We start from the raw sequence: 19,366 nt of genomic DNA, 5'->3' as shown, positions 1-19,366 counted from the left end.
CAAAGCGGGCGTCACACCGCGACGGTCATCGCCTCCGTGCCCGCTGCGATCGCCGCTTCAAAGGCCTCGATCGCTGCAGGCAGCCGGACGCGGTAGGTCTCCATCGCGCGCTCCTTGACATGCCCGTAGCCGCGAACCTCCAGCACCAGAGCAGCAAGCGCATCGGCCTGCGCCAGCCCGGCTGGCGTGAGATGCTCGGCGATGCGCATCACGAGAGCTTCGTAGTCGCCGGCCAATTGGCGCTCCGCACGGCGCTCGGCGGTGTAGCCAAAGGGATCGAGCTTCGTGCCGCGTAGCCGCCGCCCCTTCGCGAGCAGGCGGAACACCGGCAACATCCATCCGCCGAAACTGCGCTTGCGCAGATGGCCGGTGGCTTTGTCGCGCCTCGCGAAGATCGGTGGCGCCATATGGAAGCGAACCGTCGCCTCGCCGTCGAAGGCATCGGCGAGCGCCCGGCCGAAACTTCCGTCCGTATACAGACGGGCGACCTCATATTCGTCTTTATAGGCCATCACGCGAAACAGCCCCTTCGCGACCGTCCGGGCGAGCGCACCCTTGCCGCCGCAGCGCGCCTCGGCCTCGGCCACCCTCGTGACCAGCGTGCAGAAGCGATCCGCATAGGCCCCGTCCTGATAATCAGCGAGGAAAGCGGCCCTGCGATCCACCATGTCCTCCTCGATGGGCGACACGGCGGTGACGAGGCCGGCTGCCGCCAGCACCGCATCCGGATCCACCGCCAGCCTGCGGCCCCAGGCGAAAGCCGCCTTGTTCATCGCGACCGCCGTGGCGTTCAGCGTCACCGCCGCCTCGAAATCGCCCAGATCCATCGCGATCCAGCCCTTCTGCCAGGCGAAGCCCACCATCATCAGGTTGGAACCGATGGCATCGCCGAACAGGCGTTCCGACAACCGCGTGAAGGGATAGGCCGCGAAGTGGTCGCTGCCGGCACGTTGCTCCAGCCGGCGGGCGAGCAGCGTGCCATCGGGGGTCGCATCGCGATCCTTCGTGAAATCGCCGGTGATCGCGACGTCGGCATTGGCGAGGACATAGGTGCCGCCCGGATCGATCGCGGCCATCACGTCGCGTAGATTGCCGACGATCTCGTCGCAGACGAGGACGAGGCTCGCCTGTTCCGGCGGGATACGCAGAGCGTGGATCGGTGCGTCGGCGACATGGATGTGGCTGACGACCGCGCCGCCCTTCTGCGCCATGCCGACCTGATCGAGCACGCCGACCCGCCGGCCACCCATGTGCGCGGCCATCGCGACCAGCGCGCCGATCGTCACCACGCCGGTGCCACCCACGCCGGCAACGACCACGCGCTCATGTGACGAGGCGTCGCGGGAGGGAAGCGGCAGGGTCGAGGCATCGAAATCTCCGCTCGCGCGCGCGCCCGTCCGCCGTGGTTTCGCGCCCTCGACGGTCACGAAGCTGGGACAGAAACCCTCGATGCAGCTATAGTCCTTGTTGCAGCTCGACTGGTTGATCCGGCGCTTCGTGCCGAAAGTGGTTTCGACCGGCTCGACCGACAGGCAGTTCGACTTGATCGAGCAGTCGCCGCACCCTTCGCAGACCAGTTCGTTGATGAACACCTGCCGCGCCGGATCGGCCAGCTTGCCGCGCTTGCGCAAGCGCCGCTTCTCGGTCGCGCACATCTGCTCGTAGACGATGACGCTGACGCCGGGCTGGTCGCGCAACCGACGCTGGAGCTGATCATATTCGGTGCGGTTCTCGATCCCGTCCACCCTGGCGCGGACCGGATCGCCCGCCGGATACCGATCGGGATCGTCGGTCGACACGACGATCGTGCCCACCCCCTCCGCACGGATCTGGTCGACAAGCTGCGCAACGGAAAGCTCCCCGTCGACCGACTGGCCGCCGGTCATCGCGACGGCCGAATTGTAGAGTAGCTTGAAGGTGATGTTCGTGCCCGCCGCGACCGCCTGGCGAATGGCGAGGATGCCGGAATGGAAATAGGTGCCGTCGCCCATGTTCGCGAACATGTGCTTTTCGTCGGTGAAGGGCGCGAGGCCTACCCAGTGGAGGCCCTCGCCGCCCATCTGCGCATAGATGCTGGTGTTGGGCTGGAGGTAGGTGGCCATGCTGTGGCAGCCGATGCCGCCGGTGGCGCGGCTGCCTTCCGGCAGGACGGTCGAGCGGTTGTGCGGGCAGCCCGAGCAGAAGAAGGGCTTCCGCAGCGCGGGCGGCACGGTGAAGCGCCCCTGAACGAGAAGCGATGTGTCGGCACGCGCGACCTTGGTCGCCAGTGCCTCGTCACTGGTCAGCGTCGCGATCAGGCCTCCCACGGTCGCGGCGATCCGCTCGGGCGTGATGTCGCCGGTGGCGGGCAGCAGCGCCGCTCCGTCCGGCCCCTGTTTTCCCCACACCGCCGGGGCTTGCGGCCCATCGTAGAGAATCGTCTTGATCTGACTTTCGAGGAAGCGGCCCTTCTCCTCGATCACGATCAGCGTATCGAGCCCGTCCGCGAAACCGGCGAGGCCTTCCGGCTCGAGCGGCCAGATCATCGCAGGCTTGTAGAGCGCAATGCCGAGCGCGGCCATCCGCGCCTCGTCCAGCCCCGCCAGCCGCATGGCTTCCAGCAGATCGAGCCAGGACTTGCCGGCCGCGATGAGGCCGATCCGGGCGCCTGGACGCTTGAGCTTCACCTTGTCGAGCCGGTTGGCGCGGACATAGGCGGCAACCGCCGGAAGCCGATGCTCGATCTGCCGCGCTTCCTGATCCAGCGCGTTGTCCGGCCAGCGATTGTGCAGGCCAAGCGGCGGCACCGCGACATCCGGCAGGACGGGTGACAGCGCCAATTCGTCGGTTTCGACCGCGCGGGTCGCGTCGGCCACCTCGGTGATGATCTTCAGCGCGACATAGGATCCCGAATGCCGGGAGAGCGCGAAGCCATGCAGGCCGTATTCGACGATCTCGGCGGGATCGGCCGGATAGAAGAGCGGCACGTGGATGCCGGCGACAACATCGTCGGAGTTGCAGACGATCGACGAGGATTTGGAGAGGTGGTCGTCGCCGACCGCAAGCACGACGCCGCCACGCGGCGAACTGCCGTGATAATTGGCATGTCGCAGCGCATCGGCGGCGCGATCGACACCCGGCCCCTTGCCATACCAGAGTGCGAACACGCCATCGACGCGCGCCTCCCGACTCTGCTCGATCTGCTGGGTTCCCGCGATCATCGTCGCGGCGAGTTCCTCGTTCACCGCCGGGCGCATCACGATGCCATGGTCGGCGACCGCGGCCCCTGCGGTTCCGAACGCCATGTCGAGCGTACCGAGCGGCGATCCGCGATAGCCGGAGACGAAACCGGCCGTTCTCAACCCCGCCTCGCGATCGCGCTCCGCCTGGATCAGCATCAGGCGGACGAGCGCCTGCACACCGCTGATCAGCACCGTACCGGATCGCAGCATGAACTTGTCGGCCAAACTCACCGCGCGCCCCGCCGGCACCGTCGATTCCCGCTCCATCGCTTCCGCCATCGCGCCTGTCCTACTCGTCAATTGACTTATATACGTGTTATGACATACGTAATTTTCAGATGGTTGGCAATCATCCCCTGGTTGAGCGGAAAGGCGTCCCGATGTTCGATCTTCTCGGCAAGCGCGCGCTGGTGACGGGCGCGTCGAGCGGCCTTGGCCGGCATTTCGCAAAAACGCTGGCCACCGCAGGCGCCGATCTCGTGATCACGGCGCGGCGAACCGATCTGCTGGAGGGGCTAGCCGCCGAGATCGATGCGATGGGCCGGCGCTGTACCGCAGTGACCCTCGACATGACCGACCCCACCGGAATCGCCGCGCTCGCGCCCGCGATCGAGGATATCGATATCGTGGTGAACAATGCGGGCATCACCCGCGAAGCCCCCTTCCTCGATCAATCCGTGAAGGATTGGCAGACCGTGATCGACACCAACGCGACCGGCATGTTTCTGCTGACCCAGTTGGCGGGCCGCGCGATGCGTGCGCGCGGACGCGGCGGCGCGATCATCAATATCGCTTCGATCCTGGGGCTACGACAGGCCGGAGGCGTCGCGTCCTACGCGGTGTCGAAGGCGGCAGCGATCCAGCTCACCAAGATAGCTGCATTGGAGCTGGCGCGCTTCGGCATCCGCGTCAACGCACTCGCGCCAGGCTATATCGCGACCGACATCAACGGCGCCTTCTGGGATGGCGAGGCTGGCAAGGCGATGCTCAAACGCATCCCCCAGCGCCGGCTCGGCCGTCTGGAGGATCTCGACGGCCCGCTTCTGCTCCTGGCGTCAGACGCTTCGACCTACATGACGGGCGCCGTGATCCCGGTGGACGGCGGGCATCTGACGAGCGGCCTCTAGAGCGGAGATATGGCATGACTGACCGGGCGCAGGCGATCGCCGATCGCGTCGAGACATTCGTTCGCGACGTTGTGATCCCCTACGAAAAGGATCCGCGCTTCGCCGTGCACGGCCACGGGCCGGGTGAAGATCTCGTCGCCGAGATGCGCGCGAAAGCGCGTGATGCCGGCGTGCTGACCCCGCACATTCTGCCAGATGGCTCCCACCTGACCCAGCGCGAGACGGCGATCGTGCTGCAGCGTTCCGGGCTTTCGCCACTCGGCCCGGTCGCGGTCAACACGATGGCCCCCGACGAGGGCAACATGTATCTGATCGGCAAGGTCGCCACGGCTGAGCAGAAGGCGCATTTCCTCGCGCCGATGATCGCCGGGGAAGCGCGTTCGGCCTTCTTCATGACGGAGCCTGCCGCTGACGGCGGTGCGGGATCCGATCCCTCGATGATGCGCACCACCTGCCGGCCCGACGGCAATCACTGGGTCATCAACGGGCGCAAGGCCTTCATCACCGGTGCCTGCGGGGCAAAGGTGGGCATCGTCATGGCGAAGTCGGAGGCGGCCGAGAGCGCCGGCGGCGCCTGCATGTTCTTGGTCGATCTGCCCGATCCGGCGATCCGGATCGAGCGGCTGCTCGACACGATCGACAGCTCGATGCCCGGCGGCCATGCCGTGGTGACGATCGAAAATCTGCGCGTGCCGGCCGACCAGATGCTCGGCGCGGCCGGCGAAGGCTTCCCATATGCGCAGGTCCGCCTCAGCCCCGCGCGCCTGTCGCACTGCATGCGCTGGTACGGCGCGGCGACGCGCGCGCACGAGATCGCAACCGCTTACGCCTGCCGCCGGGAGGCGTTCGGCAAGCGGCTGATCGACCATGAGGGCGTCGGCTTCATGCTCGCCGAGAACATGATCGATCTCAAGCAGGCCGAACTGATGATCGACTGGTGTGCCGGCGTGCTCGACGGTGGCTCGCTGGGCACCACCGAAAGTTCGATGACCAAGGTCGCGGTGTCGGAGGCGCTGATGCGTGTTGCCGATCGCTGCGTGCAGGTGATGGGCGGAAGCGGGGTATCGGGCGACACGATCGTCGAGCAGGTGTTCCGCGAAATCCGCGCCTTCCGGATCTACGACGGGCCGACCGAGGTCCACAAATGGTCGCTCGCGAAGCGGATCAAGCGCGAGCATCGAGAGGCCATGGCATGAACATTGCTGCCGACGCCCGTACCAATGAAGGCACCACCGCCGTACGGAAGGGTTTCCACTTCGACGAGCCGCGTCTCGCCGAATGGATGCGAGCGCACGTTCCCGGCTTTTCCGGTCCCCTCACGGTCGAACAGTTCAAGGGCGGACAGTCCAACCCGACCTACCGGCTGGTGACACCGGGCAAATCGTATGTCCTGCGTCGCAAGCCGCCGGGGCCTTTGCTGAAAGGTGCCCACGCCATCGAGCGCGAGGCCCGCGTGCTCGACGCGCTGGAACGGACCGGTTACCCCGTCGCGCACGTTCATGCCCTGTGCACCGATGAGGCCATCATCGGCACATGGTTCTACATCATGGACATGGTGGAAGGCCGCGTCTTCTGGGACGCGGCACTTCCGGACGTACCGGATGCCGACCGGCCGGCCTATTTCGATGCCATGAACGAAGCGATCGCGCGGCTCCACAGCCTGGACTATGCGGCGATCGGGCTGGCCGACTATGGCCGACCGGGCAATTATTTCGCCCGCCAGATCGGGCGCTGGACGGCGCAGTATCTCGACGATGCCGAGGCTGGACGCGACCCCGCGATGGACAGGCTTGTCGAATGGCTGCCAGCCAACATCCCGGCGGGCGACGAGACCAGCATCGTCCACGGCGACTTCCGGATCGACAACCTGATCTTCCATCCGCACGAGCCGCGTATACTCGCGGTTCTGGACTGGGAGCTTTCCACACTCGGCCATCCGTTGGCCGACTTCGCCTATCATGCGATGATGTATCACATGCCACCGCACATCGTGGCGGGCCTTGCCGGTGCCGATCTCGCCTCGCTGAATCTTCCGTCGGAAGCGGCCTATGTCGCGGCCTACTGCGCCCGCACCGGCCGCGCCGGAATCCCCGATTATCGCTTCTACATGGCGTTCAACTTCTTCCGGCTGGCCGCAATCTTCCATGGCATCAGGGGCCGCGTGATCCGTGGCACCGCCGCTTCCGCGCAGGCAGCGGAACGCGCCAGGGTCTTTCCCGAGCTTGCCGGCATCGCGTGGCGGCAGGCAATGTCCGCCTCCCTCTAACGCAAGGATCGACACGATATGGCTATCGGGCGCCTCAACGGCATCATTCGGGCGTGGGAAGAAGGAAGGCCGGCTTACGCCGCCTTCGCGAAGGCCGACAGGCTGCTCGCGCAGGAACTGGGCGAAGCACCCTATGACGGCGTCGTGTTCGAGATGGAGCATCACCCCTATGACGTCGAGGCGCTGGGCGACGCGCTGCAATACATGCTCAATCGGAAGACCATCGCCGAAACCGGATCGATCGCGCCGTCGGTGACGCCGCTGGCCCGCATCCCCGCCAACGGGATCGAGATGAACCAGGCGCAGGCGAAGCAGGTTCTCGATCGCGGCGTCTACGGGGTGATATGGCCCCACGTCGCGACGATGCAGCAGGCCTATAACGCCGTCTCCGCCTGTCGCTACGCCCGCCCGAAGCACGCGCCGCTCTACGAACCGAAGGGCGCGCGCGGTGACGGCCCCGCACATGCCGCGCGTTATTGGGGACTTACTCAAGCCGAATATTATGCGCGGGCGGACGTCTGGCCGCTCGCCCCGCATGGAGAGATATTGGTCGGGCTGATGTGCGAAAGTCCCGAGGCGATCGAGAATCTCGACGACATCCTCGCCAACGTCCCCGGCATCGGACTGATTCTGATCGGCGAGGGCGACCTCAGCCAGGCGCTCGGCCATCCGCGCCAATATGATCATCCGGAGGTGGTGGATGCGATGCGCCGGATCGTCGCGATCTGCCACAAACACGATGTCGCCGTCGGCAATCCGCACACCAGCGAGAAGAATGTCGAGCGCCTGCGAAACGAGGGCTACCGCTTCCTCATGCCCGCCCCCGTGCGAAGCTACGGCGTGGCCGGCCAGGCACGGGAGCTTGCCGGCTACTGATCACGCCATCCGGAACGTCCGACGTTCCGGTCAGTCGGTTTCGCTGTTGCGCGCGATGCTCAGCAGCGTCTTCATGACGATCGAGGCGGCGACGCTGAGACCATGGTTGCGGCGCCAGATCATCCCCACCGGCCGCTGCATGATCGGCAGATCGAGTTCGACGGACGACAACCGGCCATCGCGCAACTCGTTATAGATAGCGGAACGACCGATCAGGGTGATGTAGTCGGACGTTTCCACCACCGATTTGATCACCGACACCGACGCGATCTCCGCCACCGGCGACGGCAGAGGCACATCGGCGGACTGGAACATCTGCTCGATCTTGCGACGCAGATAGTAGCTCGAGGTCGGGAATATCCAGTGGTAGTCCAGCAGGGCGGCGATATTCCGGCGGTCCATCTTCTCCACGGGATGACCGGGCGCGCAGGCGATCAGGAACTGGTCGTCGAACAGGCGCTGGCCGTTCAGATCCATCAGATCGACATTCTCGTTGATAGTCGCGACGAGGAAATCGTGCCGCCCCTCGACGAGGGATTCGTAAAGATTGCCCGATTGTTCGGTGAAAGAGAGCAGCAGGTCGGGCTGGAGCGCGCGAACCTGCGTGACCAGGCTGGAAAAGAGGCGATCGCCGATCAGCGGAGCCGCCAGGATCGAAACCGTGCCCATCGCGCCCGATTTCAGTGCCTTGATCTGGCGCACCGACTGTTCGTGCCCGACACGTGCCGAGTTCGCGAAATCGCGTAGCGCGTCGGCGTAGAGCGTCGGCCGCGTCCCCCGGCTCTCGCGGACGAAGAGCGGCACGCCCAGCTCTTCCTCCAGTCGCATGAGACTCTTGGTCAGCGCGGGCTGCGAAATGTTCAGCTTCCGCGATGCGCCCTGGATGCTGCCTTCGCGCAGGATCGCCTCGAACTGAAGAAGCTGGCGGAGGTGCATATAACAACCTGCTATCGAAATCGGACAGAATGATATTTGACTGTAACCATTCGGCAGTGTCAACCGGATCGCGAAAAGCACATCGATCCATCGGCGGAACAGTGGAGAGCGACTGCGATCGACCGCGAATTGGCGGCCGGTCGCAGCCCTCTGCCGTCCGCGGGATGGGGCCGCCCAGGCGGACAGCAAAGCCCGCATCGACGGGCGTGGGAGGACGCATGAAGAAGGTCGACATCCACCCCCATGTCATCTCCGATGACGAAGCCCGGTATCCGCTCGCCCCGCTCGGCGGAAACCGTTCGACCTGGTCGCAGGAACGGCCGCTCACGGGTGAGCGGCTTTTGGCGGCAATGGACGAGGCCGGCATCGATCTCGCCGCCGTGGTCCAGTCGTCGACAACCTACGGGCACGACAACAGCTATGTCTGCGACGTGGCCATGCAGCATCCCGACCGACTGACCGCCGTTTTCTCGATAGACGTCCTCGCGCCCGATGCGGTGGAGAGGATGAAACACTGGCAGGCCCGCGGCGGCGTCGGAATGCGTCTGTTCACGACCGGCAGCACGATGCCGGGCCAGAGCACCTGGCTCGACGATCCCATAACCTTCCCCGCCTGGGAATATGCCAGCGATGCGGGTTTGCCGATCTGCCTGCAGGTCCAGCCGGCGGGCCTCGGCATGGTCGAAACCCTGCTGCGTCGGTTTCCCCGCGTGACGGTCGTGCTCGATCATCTGGGTATGCCGGATGTCTCCGATGGGCCGCCCTACGATCGGTGCGCCAAGCTGTTCGAGCTTGCCGCTTTCTCCAACCTCAACCTGAAGCTCACGCCATTCAACGTCAGTCATGCAACCGATGGCAAGGCATCGGCGGCGACCTTCTTCGGCCGGATCTTCGAAAGCTATGGATCCGGGCGGATCGCCTGGGGCTCCAACTATCCGGCCTCGCCGGGGACCCTGCCCGAGATGATCGCGGCGACCGAGGCCGCTCTCGATTTTCTCAGCGACGAGCAGCGCGCCGACGTCTTCGGCGGCACCGCACTCAGGATCTATCCCGCGATGCAGGCGCTCTGACAGCCGCCGCTGCTCACCCCAATCACGGAAGGCCCGACAGTTGAGCCAGCTTCCCCTCAAGATCGCGATCGGCACCGCCCCGCACACGGCCGACCTGAAGAACGGCACCGTGCCGATCGATGGCGTCGCCGCCGATTTCGTCGAAGTGACCCCGATCATCGGCGCGTTCCGGCGAATGGTCCGCAGCCTCGAGTTCGACGTCTGCGAGATGGCGCCGACCACCTACATGATCGCGCGCGAGCACGGCTCGCCCTTCACAGCATTGCCGATCTTCCTGCATCGCTTCTTCCATCACGACGGCATCCTGTGCCGGGACGGCAGCGGCATTCGGTCCCCAGCCGATCTCGCGGGCAGGAAGGTCGGCGTCCGCGCCTTCACCGTCACAACCGGCGTTTGGAAGCGCGGCATCATGAAGGACGATTACGGTCTCGATGCCTCCGGCGTGACGTGGGTCGTCGATGACGAGGAGGCCGTTCCGGGGCTGACGCTGCCGCCCAATGTCGTACGCGATCCCGCTGGCCGCTCGCTCGTCGCCCAGTGGCAGGCCGGCGACCTCGACGCGGCCTTCACCGGTGCCGCGGGCATTGGCCGTCAGGGCGCGCCTGACGCCAACTGGAGCCAGGGCGCCAATCCGCCGCAGCCGGTGGCCGCCCACGATCTGTTCGATCACGGCTTCGACCGTGCCTCGGATTTCTACCGTCGCACCCGGATCTATCCTCACCACGGCCTGCTGGTGGTGAAGGACTCGATCCTGGCGGAGCATCCGTGGGTGGCGCGATCGCTGTTCGATGCCGCCCTCGCGGCCAAGGCACCGTTTCTCGCGCAGGTGGATACGCCCGAGGGCGGAGACGCCGAAATCCAGCGCTATCGCCAGCTTGCCACCGTCGTCGGAAGCGACCCGCTGCCATACGGGGTCGACGCCAACCGGCCGAGCATCGATGCGCTGATCGACTACGCGGCCGACCAGGGGCTGCTAAAGCGGAAGCCCGACGTGTCCGATCTGTTCGTCACATTGAACTGAGCGTCCAGCAGGGACATGATCATGCCAAATCCCGAAGCAACCGTGCTGAAGACCCTTCTCGGCCGCTCGCCGCGCACCGAAGCTCTCATCGACGGGCAGGTCCGTTCCGACCGGCTCGCGCTCGATTTCGACGACGTTCGACCGACCACGAACGGCTTTCCCGCGATGGTGCGGGAAATGGCCTACGACTTCGGCGAACTGGCGCTCCTGACGTTCCTGCAGGCCCGCGCCGCCGGCAAGCCGCTGGTGTTGCTGCCCTTCGTCGCGGTCGCCGAACCGCTGCACGACTACGTCTATTACAATGGCGATCGTGGCGAGCTGACGCCCGAACGGGTTGCTGGCAAGCGGATCGGCGTGCGATCCTACACGCAGACCACCGGCCTGTGGGTGCGTGGCTTCCTCGAGGACGATCATGGCGTTCCGTTGGAAGCGCAGCGCTGGATCAGTGTCCAGGAACCGCACGTGCGCGAATATCGCGAGCCGGATTTCCTGGAACGCGCGCCCAAGGGGTCCGATCTCCTGCAGATGCTCATCGACGGCGAGATCGACGTCCTCGTCGGGCTTCAGCCAGCGATTGCGGCGCAACATCCCCAACTGCGTCGCCTGTTCCCCGAAGGCGCCGCCGAGGAATGGAGCCGCCGCACCGGCATCCTGCCGATCAACCACATGGCCGTGCTGAAGCAGTCGCTCCATGACCAGTCGCCCGAATATGCCCGCGAACTGTTCCGTATGCTGAGCGAAAGCAAGATGCTCGGCATGGCTGCTGGCAGCCGGGACAACTGGCCGTCGGGTATCGAGGCCAACAGGCGTGGCATGGAATTGCTGGTCCGCTGGGCGGTGCGTCAGCAGCTTATCCCCGAAGCCGTTCAGATCGATGCGCTTTTCGATGAGGTGACCAGGGGTCTGGGCGCCTGATGATCGCAGCGGCGTCTTTCGCGGCCGCCTGTGGCGAACGGGGCGGCCTCATCCGGTGCCGTGATGCCATCCGGAGAGACGTTTCGTGCGGCTGATCGGCATGATGAACTCGCCCTATGTCCGCCGCGTGGCCGCGACGCTGCATCACGTCGGCGTCGGTTTCGATCATGATCCGGTCTCGGTCTTCCGCGAATATGATCGATTCGAGAGGATCAATCCGGTGGTCAAGGCGCCGACCATGATCACGGACGACGGCGTGGTGCTGATGGATTCAACGCTGATCCTGGGCTATATCGAGCGCGAGCTGGCGCCACATGTGCCGCTCACTCCCGACTCGCGCGTCGATTATGAACGACATCAGCGCATTCTCGGCCTGGCGCTCGCGGGGTGCGAGAAGACGGTACAGCTGATCTACGAGCAGACCCAGCGCCCCGAGGAGCGCCGGCATCCGCCGTGGATGGCGCGGGTGCGGCAACAAGGCACAGCGGCCTTCACGTCGCTCGAACGGGAAATCGGCGTCACCGGGCAGTGGCTTTTCGGCGATAGACTGACCTTGGCGGATATCACGGTGGCGGTCGTCTGGGATTTTGCGCTCGCCATGATGCCGGATCTGGCCGATGAGACACAGCATCCGAAGCTCGCCGATTTCACCCGTTTCGCAGAACAGTATCCCGCGCTCCGCGCCTGCGCGAGAACATGATTGGCGAGCGGCCGGCAACCGGTCCGGATGAAGACAATGTTGCGTGCGAGGAGAGACGCCGGTGGCGACTGACGTGTTGAAGACGGACATTTCCAGCCCCCCGTCCGAATGGAGCTGGAGCAACATCCGCCTGGTGATCGCCTGCCATGTCGGCCTGGCGGCCTCGCTCAGCCCGGCCTTCCTCAGCACGTACGGCCTCTTCCTGAAGCCGATGGCGACCGGCAGCGGATGGTCGCGCGCCGATGTTGCCATCGCACTGACCATCGTCTCGATCATCGAAACGCCGCTTCTCCCCGTGGTTGGTGTCGCGGTCGATCGGTGGGGTGCGCGCGGCATGGTGCTGCTGGCGATGATCGGGTTGCCGATCTCGCTCGCCTTGCTGGCGTGGGCACCACCGTCCCACTCGGCCTATATGGCGGCCTCGGTGGTACTCGGCTGCATTGCCGCCGCAGCGTCGCCCTGCGCTTATCTCAGGCTGCTCTCGAGCCGTTTCGATCGATCGCTGGGCCTCGCGATCGCGATCGCGGTGAGCGGCATGGGCACCGGGCAGATGGTCAATGCCTTCATCATCGGCAAGCTGATCCATGCGGTGGGCTGGCGCGAGGGACTCTACTGGCTCGCCGTCCTGACCGCCATTGTGGGTGTGATCGCCTATTTGATGGTGCCATGGGGCCAGATCAAGCAGCGTGAACAGGCTGCTCCCAAGGCGCTTCGGACCTCGCTGCTCAAGATGGAATATCTCAGGCAGACATCGTTCTGGACGCTGACTGTCGCCTTCACGCTGGTGCTGCTCGTCATGGCGGGCGTGCAGATCAATGTCGCGGCCGCGCTGTCGGACAAGGGGCTGGGCTATCTCGCGGCGACCGCGATCGCGACGATCGGCATGGCCTCCATGGTCTCGCGCTTCCTGGGCGGCGTGCTGCTGGACAGGATCCCCGCGCACTGGCTCGGCGGGACATTGTTCCTGCTCCAGGCCGTCGGCTGCATCCTGCTGGCCTTCGTCCATTGGCCGAGTGCTTCGCTCGTCGCCGTATTCCTCGTCAGCTTCGCCTACGGAGCGGAAACCGACATCCTGCCTTTCTTCATCCGGAAGCTCTACAACGTCGAATATTTCGGCAGTATCTTCGGCTTCATGTTCGGGGTCGCGCATCTCGGCCTGATCGTCGGGCCGGTGCTCGTCGCCCGATGCTACGATGTCTGGCACAATTACGTCCTGGCGTTCCTCATCATGGCGTCCCTATCGACAATCGCCGCGATCCTGATCGTCGTCACCGTCAAGCTCAACGAAAAGGCGGGACGATTGCTATGATCGAGCCCCGACATGCCGGGTGAGCCGCCCCTGGCATTTTCACGTCGGGACTCGTTGATCACGGCCGGAAGAGCATGGTGGCGACGCTTTTAGCCGATCCGCGGCCAGCCTGCTCGGACCTGCCGCCCGGTTAAGCCAACGGGTCTCGCCCGATCAAGCAAGCCAGCTCGACACCTATCGCCACGCAGCCGTGCGCCCAATGCACAGCCTCTGCGAACTGTCACAATCCACCGTTACGGGTGACCGTTTGCCGATACATTTGAAGGCTGCGGCGTTGCGATTGCTACTTGTCGAGGACGACCCGCTTATCGCGGAGGAATTGGCTGCCAAGCTCGGCGCGCTCGGCCATCATTGCCAACTTGCTGTCACGGGCACCGAAGCGATCGAGGCCTTCGCGGAGGCGGTGTTCGATGCCATCATCCTCGACCGCATGCTGCCCGACCTTACCGGCACCGGCTTGCTCAGCTATCTGCGCGAACAAGGTCCCCTGCCTCCCGTCCTGATGCTGTCGGCACTTGGAAGTTCGAGCGACAAGGTTGAGGGGCTCAATGCGGGCGCCGACGACTATCTCGCCAAGCCCTATGACATCGGCGAACTGGACGCGCGCTTGGCCGCACTCGTCCGGCGCGGACATCAGGTGCATGGCGACGTGATCAGCCTGTCGATCGGGCAATTGCGGCTCGACGGCGCCAACCACAACGTCCGCTTCGCCGCGGCGCAGCGCCATCTCAACCGGATCGAATTCTCGCTGCTGTTGTTCCTGATGCGCCATGCCGATCGGCTGGTGACCCGCGCGATGCTGTTTGAGGGGGTGTGGAGCCATTCCTTCCAGCCGCTCCCCAACCTGGTGGACAGCAACATATCGCGGCTGCGGCGGCGCCTGCTCGAACTGGGCTGCGACCCGATCGTCACCCGGCGCGGCGAAGGCTATGTGCTGCTGAGCGAGCAATGCCAGTGACCGCGCGCCGACCCGAAACCGATCCCGGCATCGGCCGGCTCTCGCTGCGGATCGGCGCGGCGGTGGCGCTCGGCATGGCGGTCGCCGCCTCGATCGTGCTGGCGCTCACCAGCCTGCAATTCTCACGCGAGCTCGACGCGTCGCTCTACAAGGAGATGGGCAAGCTGATGCCGCCGGGTGCGCCGCGCGACACCGTCTCGGTCGCCGACAGGGTAATCCGGCGTGCTGCATCGCGCTCCACGTCGATGAAAATCGCCCTGCTGTACGATGCCTCCGGCCGCCGCATCGTCGGGCGGGTGGACCTGCCGCTGCAGCGCGACGGACTGGTGACACTCAGCTACCGCGACGGCGATTCCAAGCCCAAGGACGGCCGCGCCTTTACCATCCGCCTGCCCGACGGCGCGCATCTCACCGTCCTCCATCATGACGAGATGAAGGAGGTGGTGCGCGACATGCTGCCGGCACTGGTCCTGTGCCTCGCGCTGTTCGGGGCGCTGATGGGCGTGCTCGCCAGCCGGGCGATGGCGCGGATGATCGCGGCGCGCCTTGCGCTCACCCGCACCACCGCCGATGCGATCGCCGCCGGCGACCTCTCGCAGCGCGTGCCCGTCGACGATCGGGAGGGGATCTTCGCCGCGCAGGCACAGAGCTTCAACCGCATGATCGCGCGGATGGAGGAGATGGTCGAGGGCCAGCGCCATTTCGCCAGCCACCTCGCGCACGATCTGCGCACCCCGCTCACCCGCCTGCGCGCGCTGCTGACCCGCGAAGGCGACGATCCGGCCGACTTTGCCGCCCTGCGCCTCGCCGCCGAGCGCGAATGCACCGCGATCATCGCCACCTTCGAGGCACTGCTGCGTCTGTCCGAGATCGAGGCCGGGCGGCACGATGCGCCGCGCGCCGCTTTGATGCTCGACGATCTGCTCGAGGATGTCGCCAATTCGATGGAGCCGGTGCTGGTCGAGGCGGGCTGCGCGCTGGTCATCGGGCCGTTCGAGCCGGCCATCCTGATGGGCGACCGCAGCCTGCTGCTCCAACTGTTCATGAACCTGCTCGACAATGTCGCCCGGCATACCGTCGTCGGCACCCGCGCCCGCATCGCGATGCGCCGCGAGGGTATGGAGGCGGTGGTGACGCTGGCCGACGACGGGCCGGGCCTCGCCGACGCCGATCGCGCGCGGGTTCTGCGCCCGTTCGAGCGCGGCAGAGACAAGGGATCGAAGCGTGGCAGCGGTCTCGGCCTCGCCATCGCCAAGGCCATCGTCGGGTTCCACGATGGCTCGCTCCGGCTGCTGGACGGCGCGCCGGGGATGATCGTGGAGATCCGCTTCCCCGCGCAAATTCCGGAAATTGGCGACCTTGCAGGAATATCAGGTTCCGCCGAGCGATCTGTCATACCGGCTGCGTAGCGACCCCTTCGACCGATCCATCGAAGAGGGTTCTCCATGCGCCGTCCGACACTTCTATGTGCCACCTCGCTGCTCGCCATGGCGACGCCTGCGCTGGCCCAGACCGGCACGCCCGATACCGCGCCCGCCGCCGACATCACCGTCATCGGCCACGCGCTGCCGCTGGCGCCTTCCTCGATGCCACTGGACGCGATGCAGCCGACCTCGGTCATCCAGTCCGGCTTCATCGCCAACAACATCCCGCCGCTCGCCAGCATCGACGACATCATCAAGTTCCAGCCGAGCGTCTGGACCTCCAACCCCAACGGCCCCGGCATCGGCAAGGCCGAGACGATGGCGATCCGCGGTTTTCAGGACGGTCAGTATAACGTCACGTTCGACGGCATTCCGTTCGGCGACTCGCAGGATCTCCACCACACCACCTCGTCGCTGTTCATCGCCCATGCGCTGCAGCAGGCGCAGATCGATCGCGGCCCCGGCTCGGCCAGCACGATCGGCAAGGCTACCTTCGGCGGCACTGTCGGCTTCCTCTCCAAGGATCCGCTCGAGCATTTCGACGTCGATGCCTATGGCACGGCGGGCAGCTTCAACACCTTCTCGGGCGGCGGCCGCGTCGACAGCGGCGATATTGGCGGCTTCCGCATGTTCGCCGAAGGGCAGCACGAGAAGACCGACGGCTACCTCACCGGCTCGGCCGAGCATCGCGACAACCTGATCGGCAAGGCGATCTATCAGATCAGCCCGACCACCAAGCTGACCGCGCTCGCCAGCTACAATCGCGAATTCCAGTATACCACGCAGGGCGCCACACTGCAGGAATATGCAAAGTACGGCGACGATTACGGTTTGTGCAAAGACAGGACCGCGATGTGCTATTTCGGCTACCAGCCGAGCCACTACACGACAGACTTCGAATATCTCCGCCTGCAGACCAGCATCGGCCCGGTGCAGATCGACAATCAGGTCTATCACAACGGCTTCACGCACAAATATACCGAGTCGAGCGACGCGTCGGACGACAATCCCGCCGATGACGGCGTGACCTTCTACAGCCCGACAGACATCGGCAAGAAGGTTGCCACCTACGCCACCGACATCAAGGGCAAGCACACCAACGCCGTCGTCAGCGCCTGGGGCGACACGCTGCGCTTCGAGGCTCCGACCAAATTCGCAGATTTCAAATGGGGGGTCTGGTTCGATTCCCAGCACGACAAGCGCTATTCGGAAACGATCGACATCTCGCAGGGCGGCATCCCCGTCCCCGGCAAGACCGGCACGGCGCTATCCTACCAATATAGCGATCTGGGCACGACTTGGCAGCCGTATCTGGAGGTCGACTTCCATCCGGTCGATGGACTCAGCCTCAACCCCGGCATCAAATACACCAGCTACGAGCGCGATCTGCACGCCACGATCAACAAGGGCGGCGCGAACGGCGAAACCGATATCTCCTATCACGCCTGGCAGCCCTCTATCGCGGCCAACTACCGCATCGCGCCCAACTGGTCGGCCTATGCGCAGGTCGCGCGCGGCTTCCTCGCCCCGCCGATCGACGTGTTCCAGGTCGAGGACCCGACCGACCTGAAGCCCGAGCTGACCTGGAACTATCAGGTCGGCACCGTGCTCCACGGCCGCCGCTGGAGCCTCTCGGCCGACGCTTACTATATCGATTTCTCGAACTTCCTCTCGCCGGTGACCACCATCGTCGACGGCACGGAGGAGAGCAGCTACGTCAATGCCGGCGGCGCGATCTACAAAGGCCTGGAATTCGAGGGCCAGTATGTGCTGGCGCACGGCCTCTCCTTCTACGGCAACGCCACTTTGAACTCGGCCAAATACAAGCACAGCCACGCGACGCTGGCGGAAGCGCCGAAATGGACCGCCGCCGCCGGCCTGATCTACGAGAACAAGCACGGCCCGTTCGCCTCGCTGATCGGCAAGTGGGTCGGCCCGCGCTACGGCAACGACAATGGCAACGTGCCGATGGATGCCGGCTATCTCAACGGCAGCGTGGCCATCGCCGCCGGCACGATCGACGACCCGACCAGCCGCATCGGCACCACCTTCTCTGCCGATCTGGCGTTCGGCTGGCACTTCGATCATGTCGCAGGGCTGCTGCATGAAGTGACAGCCTCGGTGAAGGTCGGCAACCTGTTCAACAGCCACGCCGTCATGGATTATGCCGGCACCCAGTCGACCACGGCCGATGGCGAGCAGTCGCCCTACAATCTCTACCTGCGCCAGCCCGGCCGCAGCGTGTTCTTCAACCTGGAGACGCATTTCTGATGCGCGCCGTGACGCGCGTGCTGACGGCGGTGCTGGCGACGTCGGCGGCGGCATCGTTCGCGACATCGGCCACCCCGGCTCCCGGCTGGCGGATCGACCGGGTGGTGGTGGTGATGCGCCACGGCATCCGCCCGCCCACCAAGGCCGAGCCACTGCCCGCCGGCCTCGCCCCCGCGCCCTGGCCAGCCTGGGATGTGGGCTGGGGCGAACTCAGCCACCATGGCGAGCAGGCGGTGACGATGCTCGGCGCCTTCGATCGGGCGACCTATGCCGGTGTGCTGGGATCGGGTTGCCCGGCGATCCGCGCCGTGGCCGACACCGACCAGCGCACGGTGCGTACCGCCGAAGTCTATGTCGCGGCGCTGCTGCCGGGTTGCACGACGAGCGTGGATCATGAGGCGGCTGGACAACGGGATCCGCGCTTCTCACCGTTCGACGGCACGTCGCCGCTGACCAATGCCGAGACGGCCGCCGCCGCGAATGCGGCACTGCCTCAGGGCGGCGCGTCGCGGCTCGATCGCGATCTGGCCGACGATTGGGCCGCGATCGATCATATCCTCGATTGCCACGCATCCCCCTGCATCGCCGCGAAACCGACCGTCGTTTCGGCCAACGGTGGACGGGTGAAGCTGGGCGGTGCGCTGGCGACCGGCGGCAGTTTCTCCGAGACGCTGGCGCTGGAATATGCCGACGGCCAGCCGCTCGCCCAGGTCGGCTGGGGCCGCGCGACCCGCGATACGATCACCCATCTGCTGGAATTGCACAGCCGGGAATTCGCGTTGACCGCCCGCCCGCCGGCGATCGCTCGCGCGGGATCATCCGCACTGCTCGGCGAGGTGGCCAATGCCCTGTCCGCGCCGGATGCGCCGCCATTCAGCCTGTTCGTGGGCCACGACACCAATCTCGCGCTGATCGGCGGGGCGCTGGGCCTGCACTGGAAGGCGCCCCAGTTCGCGCCCGACGACCCGCCGCCCGGTGGCGCCCTGATCTTCGAGCGCTGGACCGACGGATCCGGCCGTTACCGACTGGCCGTCCGCTTTCGCAGCCAGTCGCTCGACGAGATGCGCGGCCTGACCCCGCTCTCGCCCGCCGCGGTGCAGACGCTGCGCTTCGCGGGTTGCGCGGATACCGCCGGGTGCGATGCGGCTGGATTGCGCTCGGCGCTGCAGCCCGGAGGCCCACCATTGGCAAAGTGATCGCAAACCGCGAAAGGCAATCGAAGGCCGGAGAAGGGGCAGATGCGCGGCCGGCCGAGCGTCTGGCGAACGCCCC

Annotated in this window: 15 protein-coding genes; 13 read left to right on the top strand and 2 right to left on the bottom strand. The window is 65.7% G+C overall.

Annotated elements, in window-relative coordinates:
• Positions 1-11 precede the first annotated feature (11 nt).
• Positions 12-3,500 carry an indolepyruvate ferredoxin oxidoreductase family protein gene (locus QGN17_RS03255; protein WP_281043083.1) on the bottom strand — a complete coding sequence of 1,163 codons (3,489 nt, stop codon included), beginning with the start codon at positions 3,498-3,500 and terminating at the stop codon, positions 12-14.
• A 101-nt stretch (positions 3,501-3,601) separates the two neighbouring features.
• Here QGN17_RS03255 and QGN17_RS03250 point away from each other — a divergent pair, with 101 nt between their 5' ends.
• From QGN17_RS03250 to QGN17_RS03235, 4 genes are read left to right on the top strand one after another with little or no spacing between them, the layout of a single operon-like run.
• The gene (locus QGN17_RS03250) at positions 3,602-4,348 is read left to right on the top strand and encodes an SDR family NAD(P)-dependent oxidoreductase (protein WP_281043082.1); all 747 of its coding nucleotides are present in this window, start codon (positions 3,602-3,604) and stop codon (positions 4,346-4,348) included.
• A gap of 14 nt (positions 4,349-4,362) precedes the next feature.
• Entirely contained in the window at positions 4,363-5,544 is a 1,182-nt protein-coding gene (locus QGN17_RS03245; protein ID WP_281043081.1) for an acyl-CoA dehydrogenase family protein, read from the top strand.
• On the top strand, positions 5,541-6,614 hold the full coding sequence (locus tag QGN17_RS03240; protein ID WP_281043080.1) for a phosphotransferase family protein: 1,074 nt from the start codon (positions 5,541-5,543) through the stop codon (positions 6,612-6,614). Before QGN17_RS03245 ends, QGN17_RS03240 begins: the two co-directional genes overlap by 4 nt.
• 18 nt (positions 6,615-6,632) lie before the next feature.
• Positions 6,633-7,490 carry an HpcH/HpaI aldolase family protein gene (locus tag QGN17_RS03235; protein ID WP_281043079.1) on the top strand — a complete coding sequence of 286 codons (858 nt, stop codon included), beginning with the start codon at positions 6,633-6,635 and terminating at the stop codon, positions 7,488-7,490.
• A gap of 30 nt (positions 7,491-7,520) precedes the next feature.
• On the opposite strand, the gene QGN17_RS03230 is transcribed toward QGN17_RS03235, so the two are convergent.
• A complete protein-coding gene (locus tag QGN17_RS03230) occupies positions 7,521-8,426 on the bottom strand; it encodes a LysR family transcriptional regulator (protein ID WP_281043078.1) in 906 nt (301 codons plus the stop codon).
• A gap of 218 nt (positions 8,427-8,644) precedes the next feature.
• Between QGN17_RS03230 and QGN17_RS03225 the strand changes: the two genes are divergently transcribed.
• The 9 genes from QGN17_RS03225 to QGN17_RS03185 all read left to right on the top strand — a co-directional run bounded on the left by QGN17_RS03225 (position 8,645) and on the right by QGN17_RS03185 (position 19,290).
• A complete protein-coding gene (locus QGN17_RS03225; RefSeq protein WP_281043077.1) occupies positions 8,645-9,496 on the top strand; it encodes an amidohydrolase family protein in 852 nt (283 codons plus the stop codon).
• Between the two features lie 40 nt (positions 9,497-9,536).
• A complete protein-coding gene (locus tag QGN17_RS03220; protein ID WP_281043076.1) occupies positions 9,537-10,517 on the top strand; it encodes an ABC transporter substrate-binding protein in 981 nt (326 codons plus the stop codon).
• Positions 10,518-10,538: 21 nt separating this feature from the next.
• The gene (locus QGN17_RS03215) at positions 10,539-11,432 is read left to right on the top strand and encodes a phosphate ABC transporter substrate-binding protein (protein ID WP_281043075.1); all 894 of its coding nucleotides are present in this window, start codon (positions 10,539-10,541) and stop codon (positions 11,430-11,432) included.
• 85 nt (positions 11,433-11,517) lie between these two features.
• Positions 11,518-12,132, top strand: coding sequence for a glutathione S-transferase family protein (locus tag QGN17_RS03210; protein ID WP_281043074.1), 615 nt, complete (start codon positions 11,518-11,520; stop codon positions 12,130-12,132).
• 61 nt (positions 12,133-12,193) lie between these two features.
• The gene (locus tag QGN17_RS03205; RefSeq protein ID WP_281043073.1) at positions 12,194-13,441 is read left to right on the top strand and encodes an MFS transporter; all 1,248 of its coding nucleotides are present in this window, start codon (positions 12,194-12,196) and stop codon (positions 13,439-13,441) included.
• A gap of 259 nt (positions 13,442-13,700) precedes the next feature.
• Positions 13,701-14,399: a response regulator transcription factor gene (locus tag QGN17_RS03200; protein ID WP_281043072.1), complete on the top strand. Its 699-nt coding sequence runs from the start codon at positions 13,701-13,703 to the stop codon at positions 14,397-14,399.
• A complete protein-coding gene (locus QGN17_RS03195) occupies positions 14,396-15,808 on the top strand; it encodes a sensor histidine kinase (RefSeq protein WP_281043071.1) in 1,413 nt (470 codons plus the stop codon). The genes QGN17_RS03200 and QGN17_RS03195 overlap by 4 nt, the downstream gene beginning before the upstream one ends.
• 36 nt (positions 15,809-15,844) lie before the next feature.
• On the top strand, positions 15,845-18,094 hold the full coding sequence (locus QGN17_RS03190; RefSeq protein ID WP_281043070.1) for a TonB-dependent receptor: 2,250 nt from the start codon (positions 15,845-15,847) through the stop codon (positions 18,092-18,094).
• Positions 18,094-19,290, top strand: coding sequence for a histidine-type phosphatase (locus QGN17_RS03185; protein WP_281043069.1), 1,197 nt, complete (start codon positions 18,094-18,096; stop codon positions 19,288-19,290). Before QGN17_RS03190 ends, QGN17_RS03185 begins: the two co-directional genes overlap by 1 nt.
• The last annotated feature ends 76 nt before the right edge of the window (positions 19,291-19,366 follow it).

It is taken from the genome of Sphingomonas oryzagri, from assembly GCF_029906645.1.
Classification (GTDB): Bacteria; Pseudomonadota; Alphaproteobacteria; order Sphingomonadales; family Sphingomonadaceae; genus Solisphingomonas; species Solisphingomonas oryzagri.
Note: the sequence above shows the minus strand (reverse complement) of the source record. Positions and strands in the feature narration are given on the sequence as shown.